Source organism: Mesorhizobium sp. M7A.F.Ca.US.005.03.1.1, from assembly GCF_003997975.1.
Taxonomy (GTDB): domain Bacteria; phylum Pseudomonadota; class Alphaproteobacteria; order Rhizobiales; family Rhizobiaceae; genus Mesorhizobium; species Mesorhizobium ciceri.
In genome coordinates this window covers 1-13,630 of record NZ_RZRO01000045.1, presented here as the reverse complement: position 1 = coordinate 13,630, position 13,630 = coordinate 1, and the positions used below count along the sequence as shown (strand labels likewise).

Here is a 13,630-nt window from a genome sequence, read left to right as displayed (position 1 = left end):
CCGTGGGTGGGAAGAGCCGCTCTCAATCCCCGGCGACGAAGAATGACCATTGTCCGCTAGGGGTGATACCGACGCGATAGAAAATATAGGCGCCGAACTGCTTCATGTCGTCGAAATCGCCAGCGGTGACGATCTTGAACAGTTCGACCCGCTGCTTGGCGTCCAGCTTGTCCAGCGGGAGGGCGAAGAAATACGGCCACACGTAGAGCTCTTGTGGCGTGCCGGCATCGAGGTGGACGTAGCCGGCATCAAGCACCTCCTCCAGGATGGCCAGGATTTCCTGGCCGTCCGGGTCGCCCGAGAGGCCCTTGAGGAAAGCGACGGCATCGCCATCAATGTCGGTTAGGGACAATTGCGTTGTGCTGTCGCCCGTGCCGATCAACGGCCGCAACTTTTCGATATCGCCGCCCTTGCAGGCTTCGACGATCAAATCATGCATGCGCCGCACTGGTTCCGGCAGCTTGCCGAGATCGTAGATGACCTCGGGCACTGGCGTGTCCGGATCGACGCGTGGCCTGGTCACGCCGCCATCCGCCGGACTGTCCGGCTCGGCTTCGGCAGGAGCAGTCGGCTGGCTAGACGGCGGCGGCGTCCCGACCGGGTTGGGCATTGGCACGGTGCTTCCGGGGGGCGACATGTCGTCGGCCGGCGGTGTGACCGTCGGGGGGAGCTCTTCGCGCTTGATTTCGCTCAGCGCATAGGCGGGGCTGCTCGCGAGACACACAACCAGGGGAATCGCGGCACAGCAAGCGGCGAAAGAGATGCGAAGGACCAAGCCACGCGGCTTGCCTGACATCGAAAAACTCACTGCCCGTTTCTCCCTGCTTACGGGCATGACGCCCGAGCGGCATATTGCCGTCAAAGAACCGGACGTCGGTTCAGTGCCGCAGCCGTTCAGGTTCGAAGGCGCCAGCAATCACCTTTTCACGCATACGGTCGAGCAGGGCAAGGGCCGAGGTCTCGCCATTGGCACGCAACATCTCGCCGAAGGCTGTTTCGAGCGCTGCTTCGGCAATGATCTCGGGCTCTATCCCGGCGGAGAGACCTTCCGCCCAGGCCTCGCTGTGGCTTTCCACGGCGGTCAAGCGTTTTTCTTCCCTGACCAGCGCGTCGATGTCGTTGACACCATGTTCCATAAGCGAATGTCCACCCTTTCAAGCTGCGATCCATTGATGTGGATCAGGCCTGATCTGTTCATTTCACACGCAGGGACAATTAAGTATTTGTAAATACGACATTTTTTTGATCGTATTTTACAAAGCCCGATTGCCTTGTGCGAAGCTGCGTTCAGTTCGAGTCAAACTTAGCCGATTGGGGCGGCCTGCGGGGCGAAAACCTTCAGTTTGAGTTAATTCCGCTTTCGCGCGGTAAGGTTTCGTTAATACTGTTGCAGAAGTGCAACATGAGGATTGCACCAAGATATTGCCTGGCACAAGCCGATATATCGGCTGTACCCAGCAATGGTTCGGATAGTTGTCGATAAGCGAGTGCCTAAAGCGCGCCGCGTTTGAACGGATTCAGGCGAGGCGCTTTAGGTTTTCGTTTTTATGCGTGTCGTTCTCCCAAAACCGCAGCCACTTTTGGGCGATATGCATTAGTTGCCGTAACGCGAGGCGATGTCGCGAGACAGCGTCTCGCCTTCCTTCATGTAGCGGCTGATGGCTTCGGTCGCCGAGGGCGTGCACCTCGTATAGGTGCCGCCGAAGGAGCGGTAGCCGCGATTGAAGCTGGCAATGAAACGGGCGCGCCGCTCGGCGTCCGGATTTTCCGAATCGAGCAGTTTTGTCATCTCGACACGCCACTGGTCGCCCTTTTCGCCGCACAGATTGCGCAGGAAATGCAGCGAGCCCAGAACCTCCGCCAGCCGCATCAACCCGGGCTCGAACGGCGACTCGGCGCTGAGCGCGGGCCGTATCGAAACGGTCGCGCCGACCGCAAGACACACGGCGAGGAGCATGGATGGACGATTCATAAGCCTTCTCTACCAGCTGCGTGGCTCTGCTAAACAGCATAAGTCTTTGTGGCGAAACAATTTGTGGCCCGCAAGTTGATTTCAGGACAGCAGTCCGGCGTTTCCGCCGGGGGCCAACAAGTCTTCGGCGACCGCGAATACCGAGCCTGCCAGCGGCAGCGCCGCCATCTCGCTGAGCGTATAGAAGGCCGCCGTCTCCGCATCGTCGCTGGCCACGGCCTCGCCGCCGGCATAGGCGGCGCCGAAGACTGTGAGGAGATAATCGACCGGGTGGCTGTCATCCCGGCCGTCGATGTGGATTTCCCGCAGCGGGCGATAATTTGTGGCACGCAAACCGGTTTCTTCCTGAAGTTCGCGCTCTGCCGCTGCCTCCAGCGTCTCACCAGGCTCGACCTTGCCGCCCGGAAAGGCATAGAGCCCTTGCGACGGTTGCCGGGCTCGCTTGACCAGAAGCACGGTGTCTGCCCGCACGACGGCGACCGAGACTGCCGGAAGTATTTTGCGCGCTTCGTTCATGGATTCCCAATCAGGCTGAAGGCCGGTCAGTTGTGGACCGGCCAGCGTGGACAAGTTTTAGCGGTTGCGCAACGCCGGTTCCATCGCCACTTTCAGAAACCGAACCTTTCGAAGGGCACCAATCGACCATGTGCGGACGTTTCGCCTTGACCGCGACGCCGGATCAGACCGCTGCCTTTCTGGACGTGGCGGGGCTTGAGGATTTCCCGGCGCGCTACAACATCGCCCCGACGCAGCCGATCCTGATGGCGGTCGCCGGCCCTCCGCGGGCGCCGGGCTCCAATCTGCCGGACCGGCAGCCAATGCTGGTGCGCTGGGGGCTGATCCCGACCTGGGTGAAGGATACAGGCGAGTTTCCGCTGCTGTTCAACGCGCGCTCCGAAGGGGCTGCCGAAAAGGCGTCGTTCAAGGCCGCCATGCGCCATCGCCGCGCTTTGGTGCCGGCGTCCGGCTTTTATGAATGGCGGCAAACCGGTGGCAAGAAGGGGCAGCCTTACTGGATACGCCCCAGGCATGGCGGGCTGGTTGCCTTCGCCGGACTGATCGAGACCTATGCCGAGCCGGGCGGTTCGGAAATGGACACCGGCGCCATCCTGACCATCAACGCCAATGCCGACATAGCGCATATCCACGACCGCATGCCGGTGGTGATCGATCCCAGGGATTTCGCACGTTGGCTGGATTGCCGCACGCTCGAACCGCGCGATGTCGCCGATCTGTTGCGACCGGCACAGCTCGATTTCTTCGAGGCAATTCCGGTCTCCGACCTCGTCAACAAGGTCGCCAACACCGGACCGGAGATTCAGGAGCGGGGCGAGATCGGGCCGGAGCCCGAGAAGGTCAAGCGCCAGAAGTCCGGCGCGGACGACAGTCAGATGACGTTGTTCTAGCAGAGGGCGCGCGCGTCGGCGCCTTCATTTCTGGCGCCATTGGCGCCGGCCGCCCATCCCTTCAGGCAGCGCGGGGCGAAACGATCTTCTGCGCCGGCTTTTTCTTCTTGGCGGTATGGAGAAGGGCGGCGACGATCGCGGCCGGGCCGATTGCGCGATAGTGGTTGGCCAGCGCGGGCTGCTTGGCGCGGTTGGCTTCCTGCTTGGTTCGGGGCATGTCTCTCTTCCCTGGTAACATTTTCGTGTCTGCGTTTGATGGCCGATTCTGACCAAATCGTGACGCCTGCTGATCTAGCCGGCGAATGTTTCATGACTGTGCCGACATGTTTAATAAAATGTTTCAGTGCATCATTACCTGTGACCCAGCGACGGTTTTGCCGAAACTTGCGACTTGACGGCAACACAAGCCAAGGCGATAAAGCCGCCCATGAAAACGTCTTTCGCCATTTGTGGCATTTGCATTATTGGCTAGCCTCGCGCTGGTCCGGACGTTTTCGCCTCATCTCTCCCCAGATTGGACAAACGCCCCGGCCAGCAGGCTGGAGCCTGATTTGCGTTCGCGCAGGGCTGGCTTCGTCGAATTGAGTTCTGAACCGGGAAGGCACGAATGTCCGACGCATCGCAGGGCCTGCGCCTCTACAACACGCTGACGCGGACGAAAGAGGATTTCGTCCCGATCGATCCGCTGAACGTGCGCATGTATGTCTGCGGCCCGACCGTCTACGACTTTGCTCATATCGGCAATGCCAGGCCGGTGATCGTCTTCGACGTGCTGTTCCGCTTGCTGCGCCATCTCTATGGGCAGACGCACGTCACCTATGTGCGCAACATCACCGACGTAGACGACAAGATCAATGCGCGCGCTTTGCGCGATTTCGGCGGCGAGATCGCTTCCGGCACGCTGTCGTTGAATGAGGCGATCAGGCGGGTCACCGAAAAGACCGCCGACCAGTTCCACAGCGACGTGGCGGTTCTCGGCTGCCTGGAGCCGACGGTCGAGCCGCGCGCCACCGAATTCGTCGAGCCCCGTGCCGACGGCAAGGTCGACATGATCACCTTGATTCAAAGCCTGATCGAACGCGGCCATGCCTATGTTGCTGCGGGCGAAGTCCTGTTCGACACGGCGTCGATGCCCGACTACGGCCAGCTGTCGAAGCGCAATCTCGACGAGCAGCAGGCCGGTGCTCGCGTCGCCGTCGACGCGCATAAGAAAAATCCCGGCGATTTTGTCCTCTGGAAGTTGTCGTCACCGGAGGAGCCGGGCTGGAATTCGCCATGGGGCAGGGGTCGGCCGGGCTGGCACATCGAGTGCTCGGCGATGTCGGCCGCCTATCTCGGCGAGGTCTTCGACATCCATGGCGGCGGCCTCGACCTGATCTTCCCGCACCATGAAAACGAGATCGCCCAGTCGCGTTGCGCCCATGGCACCGAAATGATGGCCAACATCTGGATGCACAACGGCTTCCTGCAGGTCGAAGGGCAGAAAATGTCGAAGAGCCTCGGCAACTTCTACTCGATCAACGAACTCCTGGAGACCGAGACCTTCGGCGGCCGCAAATGGCCGGGCGAGGTGCTGCGGCTGGCGATGCTGATGACGCATTATCGCGAGCCGATCGACTTTTCCGTGCGCAAGCTGGAAGAGGCCGAGAACACCCTGCGAAAATGGAAGCGGGGGGCCGACCTCGCGCCGACGGCGGCGGGACAGGTGCCCGTGGAGATCATCGACGCCTTGTCGGACGATCTCGCCACCTATGCCACCTTCCAGATCCTGACCCAGTTGGCCGGCGAGGCAGTGGACGGCAACGATGCCGCTGCATCGCTGAAGGCGTCGCTGCTGTTCCTCGGCTTCGACGTCGCGTCGGCGAAGGTTGATGAAGGCCACGTCGCCAAGGCCATCGCCAAGCGTCTCGCGTTCATCGCCGCCAAGAACTGGGCCGAAGCCGACCGCATCCGCGACGACCTGCTGGCCCAAGGGATACAGTTGAAGGACGGCAAGGATCCGGTCACAGGCGAACGCATCACCACCTGGGAGGTAAAAAGATGATCGATCATCTCGGCATCAACGTTGCCGATTTCGACGCTTCGAAGGCTTTCTATGACAAGGCGATGGCGCCGCTTGGTGCCGCGCTGTTGTATATGGTGCCGCTGGAGTACACCGGCGGTAAAAAGGTCGGTGGCTACGGTCGCGATCGGCCGGTATTCTGGCTGCAGGAAGGCAAGGATGGTCAGAAGGCCCATCAGCACGTCGCCTTCACCGCGCGCAGCCGCGCCGAGGTCGAAGCCTTCTATGCTGCGGCGCTTGCCGCCGGCGGCAAGGACAATGGCGGGCCGGGCCTGCGCCCGCACTATCACCCGGACTACTATGGCGCCTTCGTCCTCGATCCCGACGGCAACAACGTCGAGGCCGTCTGCCATGCGCCGGAGTGATCAGCGATGAGCCTCGACAACCGACCGATCTACACCGGCGGCTGCCAGTGCGGCGCGGTGCGCTTTCGCGTTGAAGGCGCTTTGGGCGACGCTTCGGTCTGCCATTGCCGCATGTGCCAGAAGGCGTTCGGCGCGTTCTACGCGCCGCTGGTTTCGGTGCGTGGCGCCAGGCTCGACTGGACGCGCGGCGAGCCGAAATACTTCCGTTCGTCCAACCATGTCGATCGCGGTTTTTGCGCCGATTGCGGCACGCCGCTGACCTTCACCGCGCCGGACGGGGTTGGCCTCGCCATCGGTGCGTTCGACAATCCAGCGGAGATCGTGCCGCTGATTCAATGGGGGATCGAGGCAAAGCTGCCCTATGTCGACTCGATCCCGCAACTGCCGGGCGAGGACACCATGGCCGACATGTCGTCGGCCTCCTATCTGGCCGATCTCGTTTCCTACCAGCACCCCGACCACGACACCGAACAATGGCCGCCAAAGGAAAGATCATGACCGATCAGGTAAGAACCGGCGGCTGCCAGTGTGGCGCCGTGCGCTTCCGCGTTCATGGAGCGCTCGGCCGTCCGTCCATCTGCCATTGCCGCATGTGCCAGAAGCAGTTCGGCTCGTTCTTCGGCGCGCTGGTCACGGTGCCCAGAGATGGCGTCGAATGGACCCATGAAGAGCCGAGTTACTTCCAGTCGTCGGTCAACATCGATCGTGGTTTCTGCGCCCGCTGCGGCACGCCGCTGACATATCGGCAGCCCGGCGGGCTGGAAATCGCGATCGGTGCCTTCGACGACCGTTCGGACCTGGCACCGCAGATCCAGGTCAACTATGCCGCGCGGTTGCCCTGGGTGGAGACGATCTTCGATCAGCCCGTCCACCAGGATCCTGATTATTACAACAGGCAGGAATCCATCATCTCCTTCCAGCACCCAGACCATGAAACGCCGGACTGGCCGACCAAAGGTTTACAACTATGAGCAGTCAATTGCGTACGCTTTATCCCGAGATCGAGGCGTTCGATTCCGGCATGCTCGATGTCGGCGACGGCCACCAGGTCTACTGGGAGCGTTCCGGCACCAAAGGCGCCAAGCCGGCGGTGTTCCTGCATGGCGGGCCGGGCGGCACCATTTCGCCAAAACACCGGCGGCTGTTCGACCCGAAGCTCTACGATGTCATCCTGTTCGACCAGCGTGGCTGCGGAAAATCGACGCCCAACGCCTCGCTCGAAGCCAATACGACATGGCACCTGGTCGCCGACATCGAACGGCTGCGCGAAATGGCCGGCTTCGACAAATGGCTGGTGTTCGGCGGCTCCTGGGGGTCGACGCTTGCGCTCGCCTACGCCGAGACCCATCCAGAACGCGTCAGCGAACTGGTGGTGCGCGGCATCTACACGCTGACGCGTGCGGAACTGGAATGGTACTATCAGTTCGGCGTCTCGGAAATGTTCCCGGACAAATGGGAGCGCTTCCTGGCGCCGATCCCGGAGGCCGAGCGCAGCGACATGATGGCCGCCTATCGCAAGCGGCTGGTCGGCACGGATCGAAAGGCGCAGATCGAGGCGGCCCGCGCCTGGAGCCTGTGGGAAGGCGAAACGATCACGCTGTTGCCGGAGCTTGAGACAAGCGGTCCGTTTGGGCAGGACGACTATGCCGTCGCGTTCGCCCGCATCGAGAACCACTATTTCGTCCATGCCGGCTGGCTGGAAGAGGGACAATTGCTGCGCGACGCGCACAGGCTGAGCGACATCCCCGGCACCATCGTCCATGGCCGCTACGACATGCCATGCCCGGCGCGCTATGCCTGGGCGCTGCACAAGGCCTGGCCAAAGGCGGATTTCCATCTGATCGAGGGCGCCGGCCATGCTTATTCGGAGCCGGGTATCCTCGACCGGCTGATCCGCGCGACGGACAAGTTTGCAGGCAAATGACCATGACCCGCGAGCGCCTCTATCTCTTCGACACCACGTTGCGCGATGGCCAGCAGACGCCGGGCATCGACTTTTCCGTCGAGGACAAGATCGCCATCGCAAAACTGCTTGACGCTTTTGGCCTCGACTATGTCGAAGGCGGCTATCCCGGCGCCAACCCGACCGACACCGCCTTCTTCCAGGAGAAGCGCACGGAGCGCGCCAAATTCGTCGCCTTCGGCATGACCAAGCGGGCAGGGGTGTCGGCGTCCAACGATCCCGGCCTAGCGTCTCTTGTGCAATCGAAATCGGATGCCATCTGCTTCGTCGCCAAGAGCTGGGACTACCACGTCCGTGTCGCGCTCGGCTGCACCAATGAGGAGAACCTCGACGCCATCAAGGCCTCCGTCGAGGCGGCGATCGCCGCCGGCAAGGAGGCATTGGTCGACTGCGAGCATTTCTTCGATGGCATCAAGGCCAATCCCGACTACGCGCTGGCCTGCGCCAGGACCGCCTATGATGCCGGGGCGCGCTGGGTGGTGCTGTGCGACACCAATGGCGGCACGCAGCCATCGGAAGTCCGCGCCATCGTCGAGAAGGTTATTTCGTCGGGTATTTCAGGCGATCATCTCGGTATCCATGCCCATGACGACACCGGCCAGGCCGTGGCGAATTCCCTCGCCGCTGTCGAGGCTGGCGTGCGCCAGATCCAGGGCACGCTCAACGGCATCGGGGAGCGCTGCGGCAACGCCAATTTGATCTCGATCGTGCCGACGCTGGCGCTAAAGCCGGCCTTCGCCGATCGTTTCGAAACTGGCATTTCGGCTGAGGCGCTGACAGGCATTTCCAGGTTGTCGCGCGCATTTGACGAACTCCTGAACCGAGCGCCAGAGGCGCAAGCGCCCTATGTCGGCGCTTCCGCCTTCGCCACCAAGGCGGGTATCCACGCATCCGCACTGGCCAAGGAGCCGGCGACCTATGAGCACGTCCCCCCCGAAACCGTCGGCAACCGCCGCCGTGTCATGGTCTCGGACCAGGGCGGCAAGGCCAATTTCCTCGCCGAGCTGAGGCGACGCGGCATCGAGGTGCCGAAGGACGATCACCGGCTCGACGCGCTGATATCCGTGGTCAAGGAGCGCGAGGCCGAGGGCTATGCCTATGAAGGCGCCGATGCCAGCTTCGAACTCCTCGCCCGCAAGATGCTGCACGGCCTGCCGGAATTCTTCAACGTCACCTCGTTCCGCTGCATGGTCGAGCGCCGCTTCGACGCCAACGGCCAGTTGAAGACGGTCTCCGAAGCGATCGTCAAGGTGGTGGTCGATGGCGAGGAGAAGATGTCGGTGGCCGAAGGGCATGGCCCGGTCAACGCGCTCGACATCGCGCTGCGCAAGGACCTCGGCAAATTCCAGGGCGAGATCGCCGACATGGAGCTGGCCGACTTCAAGGTGCGTATCCTCAATGGCGGTACCGAGGCGATCACCCGCGTTCTGATCGAATCGCATGACGGCACCGGCGCACGCTGGTGGACGGTGGGAGTTTCCGAGAACATCATAGACGCCTCGTTCCAGGCGCTGATGGATTCCATCGTCTACAAGCTGATGAAGAACCGCGAGATGGCCGGACTGGTGGCCGCCGAATAGGGTTGAACCATCAGCGAAAGTCCATTGATCCATCAGAACTTTGCGATGGTCTTGCCAAGGTGACTGGGCCATAGCGTTGGCCCATGGCCACTGAAGCAATTACCCTGGATGCAGAGTCCAAGGCCCGGCGCGGCTTTCTGCTGGCGCTCGGCGCCTATCTGCTATGGGGATTGCTGCCCTTCTACATGAAGGCGGTCGCTCATCTGCCGCTCGCGGAAGTCATTGCCCATCGCATCGTCTGGTCGGTGCCGATCGCCGCCGCCGTTCTGATCTGGGCCGGCCGCACGGCGGATTTCAAGGCGGCGCTGCGTTCGCCACGCACCATCGCCATGGCCGCGCTGACGGCGGCGCTGATCTCGGTCAACTGGGGCATCTATGTCTGGGCGATCGCGGTCGACCGCACCGTCGAAACCGCGCTCGGCTACTACATCAATCCCCTGGTCAGCGTCGTTGTCGGCGCGCTGCTGCTCGGCGAGCGGCTCGACCGGCTGCAGATCGCGGCGGTGGTGCTGGCGGCCGTCGCCGTCGCCGTGCTGACCATCGAAGGCGGCAAGCTGCCCTGGGTGTCGCTGGCACTGGCGTTTTCCTTCGCCGCCTACGGCTTCTTCCGCAAGACGCTGCCGATCGGCCCGAGCCAGGGATTTTTGCTCGAAGTCCTTCTGCTGTCGGTGCCGGCACTTGGCTACATCGTCTATCTCATCGCGACCGGACAGGACCACATCGTATCCAACAGTGGCACGGATACGGCGTTGCTGATCGGCTGCGGTCCAGTCACATCGGTGCCGTTGTTGCTGTTCGCCTTCGGCGCCAAGCTGCTGCGGCTGTCAACCATCGGCATCATGCAATATATCGCGCCGACCATGGTGTTCCTGATCGCCGTTCTGATCTTCGACGAGCCTTTCGGCACCATCCAGGCCATCGCCTTTGCGCTGATCTGGGCGGCTTTGGCAGTCTATTCCTGGTCGATGTTGACGACAGCGCGACGCGCCGCGCCGCAGCCCGTACGGTAAGGGGGTTCGATGTACCTGCTGCATATCGCCAACAAAAATTATTCCTCATGGTCGCTGCGGCCCTGGGTGCTGATGCGCGCGCTGTATATCCCATTCGAGGAGCGGCTGACGCCATTCCCGACCGGATCGAGCTGGGATCTGTACCGTTCCTTCTCACCGAGCGGCCGCGTGCCGTGCCTGGTCGACGACGGCTGGGCGGTCTGGGATTCGCTGGCCATCGTCGAATATCTGGCAGAACGCCACCATGGCGTGTGGCCCGTCGAAGCCAAGGCGCGCGCCTGGGCGCGCTCGGCCGCCGCCGAGATGCATTCGAGCTTCACCGCATTGCGCAGCGCCTGTCCGATGAGTTGCGGCGTGCGGGTAGAGCCGTTTCCGATGTCCGATGCGCTGAAGCAGGACCTCTTTCGCCTCGGCGACCTCTGGAATGATGGTCTTGCTCGTTTCGGCGGGCCATTTCTGGCGGGCGCTCATTTCACCGCAGTAGATGCTTTCTTTGCCCCGGTGGCGTTCCGCGCACAGTCTTATGGGCTCTCCTTCGAGGGTGCGGCTGCAGCGTATCCGGCGCAGTTGCTTGCTCTGCCGGCGATGCGCGAATGGCATGCGGCTGGGCTTGCCGAGACCTGGCGCGAGCCCGATCACGAAGCGGAAGTGGCCGCCGCCGGCACCATCATCGAGGATCTTCGCGCCACTGCGTGAAAGCTGCCGGCGGGTGCTACATCTGTCCGAGCCGCCTGACAAAGAGATAGGTCGCACCCGCGATCACCATGGACACAGCCGTCACCACCCAAAAGCCCATTGGCGTGTCGACCAGCGGCAGGCCCCCAACGTTCATGCCGAACAGGCCTGAGATGATGGTCATCGGCAACAGCACCGCCGTCATCACCGACAGGACGTACAGCAGCCGGTTCGACTGCGTCGTCAGCTTTGCCATAAGCTCGTCCTGCAATAGCCGGGCGCGCGCCTGCAACTGCTCGCCGTCATAGTGCAGCGTCTGCGCCCGGTGTGAAAGGCGCGCGGCCATGTCGTTGATGCTGTCTGGCAGGTCGTTGCGGTGCGAATGATCAAGGTGACGGAACAGATTGGTCAGCGTCGCCATCTGCCTGTGGATCACCACCAGATGCCGGCGCGCGTCGACCAGGGATTGCCGTTCATTGTGCCATGCGTCGCAGACGATACGGTCTTCGATGCCGTCGAGACTGTCGCCGAGTGCCGCAAGTTCCGCCACCATGCCATCGAACGACTGGCCGACGACAGCCTCGATCAACTCGGCTGGCGAGCGGAACTTGCGCGATCCATTCTCGATCGCCTTGCGGATGTTGTCGACCGATTGCAGCGGTTGCTTGCGGGCGCCGACCAGCATCGTGTCATTGAGCGCGAAGCGGAAATGGCCAAGCCCGCCCGCTTCCGCCGAATAGTCATGGCGCAGGTCCGGCAGATCGCCATAGAGCCAGTCGTCCTCAAGGTCGATGTGGCAGCCATGGCTGGCGGATAGGAAAGCTTCACGCACGGGTGCCGGCAAAGCCCGATCGGCGCCGATTTCGTGGCGGGCCCGCATGTCGGAAAGCTGGTAGCTGCGCCATGTCCAGTGCGCGGCGGCGGCGTCCCTGGTTCGCACGCCCTCAGCGGTGAAGTGATAGATGAAGAACAATCCGTGCTCGTCGGGCAGGTAGGGCGACAGGTCGGTGCCTTCCGGGGCGAGAGAGATGTCCATGGGCGGTGCCAGATACATGTTCCGAAGATGGCGCCGCACGGCGGCTGCCTGATACTGATTCCTAGCACGCGCGAAGCCGGTTTCGTGTGACGGTTTCTTGACAGCCGATCACAGTCTGTCGATCCCCCGTGTCAATCCGGGGGTGACGCCTTCGTCACCCCCGGATGTGCCCTGTCAGTGCTTCGGGCCGAAGCCGGGGTAGGGCTTGAGGGGCACGATTGCGGCAATGTCCATCATGCCGGCCTTGACCAACGGCAAGGTGGCGAGGTGGCCGCGAACCTCAGCATCATCAGCAGCCTCGAGCATCATGCCGCTGCCCGGGATATCGCCTCGGTTCCACACCTGACGTACCGCCCCTTCGGCGTAGAGCGTGCGCCGCTGTTCGGCTTCGCCGGGCAGAAGCGGAGCGAAATCGGCATCGGTAAATTTTTCGGTGTTGCGAGCGAGAAGGGCAAAGAACTGCATGGCAGTCTCCTTTGGTTGGATGGCCGATTATCGCTTTTGGCTGGTCAGACAGTCTAAGACTGATTAGGCTAAAGTTGAGACCCAGAGGGACTTGAGCCTTGGAGGAGAAATGTTCGACCTGCGCCAGCTCCGCTATTTCGTCACGGTCGCCGAAACCGGAAATGTCGGGCGCGCAGCCGAAATGCTGCATATTTCCCAATCGCCACTCAGCCGGCAGATCATCCAGCTCGAGGAGCAGTTGGGTGTTTCCCTCTTTGAGAGGTCGAAGCAGCGGGTCCATCTCAACGCCGAGGGCCGCGCCTTCCTCACCGAGGCCCGCGCGCTGCTGTCCAATGCGCGACGTGTGGAGGAGTTCGGCCGCAACCTGGCCAGCGGCGCCGTCGGCCGGCTCGCCATCGGCTATGTCGAAGGGGCCGTTCATGCCGGGCTTGTCGCCGGGATGCTGCGCCAGTTCCGTCGCGACCGGCCGGATTTCCACCTGCAGCTGAGAAGCCTGCGTTCGGCGGCGCAGTTGGAAGGGCTACGGCAGCGGTCGCTGGATCTGGGCTTTGTCTACTCGTCGCCACCCGATGATGATCCGGATGTCGCCGCCATGGCGCTGCGGCATGAGCCGCTGGTGCTGGCGATCCCCGAAGATGACCCACTCGTTGAAGTGCCAGAGATCGGGCCTCACCATCTTGACGGTCGCACCTGGATCACCGTCGTGCGCCAGCCGGACGACACCAATCGCGGCCAGTTCCTTGCCGCCTGCGCCAAAGCCGGCTTTTTGCCCGACATCGCCTATGAGACGGCGGACCCGCTGACCTCGCTCGGCCTTGTCAGCGCGGGTCTCGGCTTGGCGACGGTGCAAGCCAGCCTGCGTGCCGCCGCGCCGCCGCGGATCGTGTTTCGCGACCTGCCGTGGTTCGACCGCACGGTTTCACTCCATCTCGCCTGGCGGCGTCATGACCGGCGCGCGGTGATTGCCGATTTGCGGCAGGCTGCGGCGGAAGAGGGGAGTAGGGCAGTAGGGCAGTAGGGCAGTAGGGCAGTAGGGCAGTAGGGCAGTAGGGCAGTAGGGCAGTAGGGCAGTAGGGCAGTAGGGCAGTAGGGCAGT

General features: G+C 62.6%; 17 protein-coding genes. 10 read left to right on the top strand and 7 right to left on the bottom strand.

Features of this window, described 5'->3' with window-relative positions:
• Window positions 1-22: 22 nt before the first annotated feature.
• The 4 genes from EN990_RS19055 to EN990_RS19040 all read right to left on the bottom strand — a co-directional run bounded on the left by EN990_RS19055 (window position 23) and on the right by EN990_RS19040 (window position 2,488).
• Entirely contained in the window at window positions 23-808 is a 786-nt protein-coding gene (locus EN990_RS19055; RefSeq protein ID WP_164753812.1) for a hypothetical protein, read from the bottom strand.
• 70 nt (window positions 809-878) lie between these two features.
• A complete protein-coding gene (locus EN990_RS19050; protein ID WP_008874920.1) occupies window positions 879-1,136 on the bottom strand; it encodes a hypothetical protein in 258 nt (85 codons plus the stop codon).
• 458 nt (window positions 1,137-1,594) lie between these two features.
• Window positions 1,595-1,972: a TIGR02301 family protein gene (locus tag EN990_RS19045; RefSeq protein ID WP_013532565.1), complete on the bottom strand. Its 378-nt coding sequence runs from the start codon at window positions 1,970-1,972 to the stop codon at window positions 1,595-1,597.
• 81 nt (window positions 1,973-2,053) lie between these two features.
• The gene (locus EN990_RS19040; RefSeq protein ID WP_024503054.1) at window positions 2,054-2,488 is read right to left on the bottom strand and encodes an NUDIX hydrolase; all 435 of its coding nucleotides are present in this window, start codon (window positions 2,486-2,488) and stop codon (window positions 2,054-2,056) included.
• Between the two features lie 128 nt (window positions 2,489-2,616).
• Between EN990_RS19040 and EN990_RS19035 the strand changes: the two genes are divergently transcribed.
• On the top strand, window positions 2,617-3,378 hold the full coding sequence (locus tag EN990_RS19035) for an SOS response-associated peptidase (protein WP_127385306.1): 762 nt from the start codon (window positions 2,617-2,619) through the stop codon (window positions 3,376-3,378).
• A 61-nt stretch (window positions 3,379-3,439) separates the two neighbouring features.
• Here the strand turns inward: EN990_RS19035 and EN990_RS19030 are convergent, their stop codons facing one another.
• On the bottom strand, window positions 3,440-3,595 hold the full coding sequence (locus EN990_RS19030) for a hypothetical protein (RefSeq protein ID WP_013532562.1): 156 nt from the start codon (window positions 3,593-3,595) through the stop codon (window positions 3,440-3,442).
• A 390-nt stretch (window positions 3,596-3,985) separates the two neighbouring features.
• On the opposite strand from EN990_RS19030, the gene cysS reads away from it, so the two are divergent.
• From cysS to EN990_RS18990, 8 genes are all read left to right on the top strand, one after another.
• Window positions 3,986-5,422 (top strand): cysteine--tRNA ligase, encoded by a 1,437-nt coding sequence (cysS, locus tag EN990_RS19025; protein ID WP_127385305.1) that lies wholly within the window; start codon window positions 3,986-3,988, stop codon window positions 5,420-5,422.
• A complete protein-coding gene (locus EN990_RS19020) occupies window positions 5,419-5,805 on the top strand; it encodes a VOC family protein (protein ID WP_013532560.1) in 387 nt (128 codons plus the stop codon). The genes cysS and EN990_RS19020 overlap by 4 nt, the downstream gene beginning before the upstream one ends.
• A gap of 6 nt (window positions 5,806-5,811) precedes the next feature.
• Window positions 5,812-6,303, top strand: a complete 492-nt coding sequence (locus EN990_RS19015; protein ID WP_013532559.1) for a GFA family protein — start codon at window positions 5,812-5,814, stop codon at window positions 6,301-6,303.
• Entirely contained in the window at window positions 6,300-6,776 is a 477-nt protein-coding gene (locus EN990_RS19010; protein ID WP_013532558.1) for a GFA family protein, read from the top strand. The genes EN990_RS19015 and EN990_RS19010 overlap by 4 nt, the downstream gene beginning before the upstream one ends.
• The gene (gene pip, locus EN990_RS19005; protein ID WP_127368678.1) at window positions 6,773-7,729 is read left to right on the top strand and encodes a prolyl aminopeptidase; all 957 of its coding nucleotides are present in this window, start codon (window positions 6,773-6,775) and stop codon (window positions 7,727-7,729) included. Before EN990_RS19010 ends, pip begins: the two co-directional genes overlap by 4 nt.
• A complete protein-coding gene (gene cimA, locus EN990_RS19000; protein ID WP_196815395.1) occupies window positions 7,726-9,348 on the top strand; it encodes a citramalate synthase in 1,623 nt (540 codons plus the stop codon). The genes pip and cimA overlap by 4 nt, the downstream gene beginning before the upstream one ends.
• An 83-nt stretch (window positions 9,349-9,431) precedes the next feature.
• Window positions 9,432-10,358: an EamA family transporter RarD gene (gene rarD / locus EN990_RS18995; RefSeq protein ID WP_127368677.1), complete on the top strand. Its 927-nt coding sequence runs from the start codon at window positions 9,432-9,434 to the stop codon at window positions 10,356-10,358.
• Between the two features lie 9 nt (window positions 10,359-10,367).
• Window positions 10,368-11,054 (top strand): glutathione S-transferase family protein, encoded by a 687-nt coding sequence (locus EN990_RS18990; protein ID WP_127368676.1) that lies wholly within the window; start codon window positions 10,368-10,370, stop codon window positions 11,052-11,054.
• A gap of 16 nt (window positions 11,055-11,070) precedes the next feature.
• On the opposite strand, the gene EN990_RS18985 is transcribed toward EN990_RS18990, so the two are convergent.
• The gene (locus EN990_RS18985) at window positions 11,071-12,069 is read right to left on the bottom strand and encodes a transporter (protein WP_164753979.1); all 999 of its coding nucleotides are present in this window, start codon (window positions 12,067-12,069) and stop codon (window positions 11,071-11,073) included.
• 174 nt (window positions 12,070-12,243) lie between these two features.
• Window positions 12,244-12,534: a muconolactone Delta-isomerase family protein gene (locus tag EN990_RS18980; RefSeq protein ID WP_013532552.1), complete on the bottom strand. Its 291-nt coding sequence runs from the start codon at window positions 12,532-12,534 to the stop codon at window positions 12,244-12,246.
• A gap of 109 nt (window positions 12,535-12,643) precedes the next feature.
• Between EN990_RS18980 and EN990_RS18975 the strand changes: the two genes are divergently transcribed.
• Entirely contained in the window at window positions 12,644-13,552 is a 909-nt protein-coding gene (locus tag EN990_RS18975) for a LysR substrate-binding domain-containing protein (protein WP_127368675.1), read from the top strand.
• Window positions 13,553-13,630: the final 78 nt, after the last annotated feature.

Excerpts from the sequence above, each read along its gene's own strand:
- EN990_RS18975 (WP_127368675.1), top strand. The coding sequence starts at position 12,644 with ATGTTCGACCTGCGCCAGCTCCGCTATTTCGTCACGGTCGCCGAAACC.
- EN990_RS19035 (WP_127385306.1), top strand. The coding sequence starts at position 2,617 with ATGTGCGGACGTTTCGCCTTGACCGCGACGCCGGATCAGACCGCTGCC.
- pip (WP_127368678.1), top strand. The coding sequence starts at position 6,773 with ATGAGCAGTCAATTGCGTACGCTTTATCCCGAGATCGAGGCGTTCGAT.
- cimA (WP_196815395.1), top strand. The coding sequence starts at position 7,726 with ATGACCATGACCCGCGAGCGCCTCTATCTCTTCGACACCACGTTGCGC.
- EN990_RS18985 (WP_164753979.1), bottom strand. The coding sequence starts at position 12,069 with ATGGACATCTCTCTCGCCCCGGAAGGCACCGACCTGTCGCCCTACCTG.
- EN990_RS19010 (WP_013532558.1), top strand. The coding sequence starts at position 6,300 with ATGACCGATCAGGTAAGAACCGGCGGCTGCCAGTGTGGCGCCGTGCGC.
- rarD (WP_127368677.1), top strand. The coding sequence starts at position 9,432 with ATGGCCACTGAAGCAATTACCCTGGATGCAGAGTCCAAGGCCCGGCGC.
- EN990_RS18990 (WP_127368676.1), top strand. The coding sequence starts at position 10,368 with ATGTACCTGCTGCATATCGCCAACAAAAATTATTCCTCATGGTCGCTG.
- EN990_RS18980 (WP_013532552.1), bottom strand. The coding sequence starts at position 12,534 with ATGCAGTTCTTTGCCCTTCTCGCTCGCAACACCGAAAAATTTACCGAT.
- EN990_RS19040 (WP_024503054.1), bottom strand. The coding sequence starts at position 2,488 with ATGAACGAAGCGCGCAAAATACTTCCGGCAGTCTCGGTCGCCGTCGTG.
- EN990_RS19020 (WP_013532560.1), top strand. The coding sequence starts at position 5,419 with ATGATCGATCATCTCGGCATCAACGTTGCCGATTTCGACGCTTCGAAG.
- cysS (WP_127385305.1), top strand. The coding sequence starts at position 3,986 with ATGTCCGACGCATCGCAGGGCCTGCGCCTCTACAACACGCTGACGCGG.
- EN990_RS19015 (WP_013532559.1), top strand. The coding sequence starts at position 5,812 with ATGAGCCTCGACAACCGACCGATCTACACCGGCGGCTGCCAGTGCGGC.
- EN990_RS19030 (WP_013532562.1), bottom strand. The coding sequence starts at position 3,595 with ATGCCCCGAACCAAGCAGGAAGCCAACCGCGCCAAGCAGCCCGCGCTG.
- EN990_RS19045 (WP_013532565.1), bottom strand. The coding sequence starts at position 1,972 with ATGAATCGTCCATCCATGCTCCTCGCCGTGTGTCTTGCGGTCGGCGCG.
- EN990_RS19050 (WP_008874920.1), bottom strand. The coding sequence starts at position 1,136 with ATGGAACATGGTGTCAACGACATCGACGCGCTGGTCAGGGAAGAAAAA.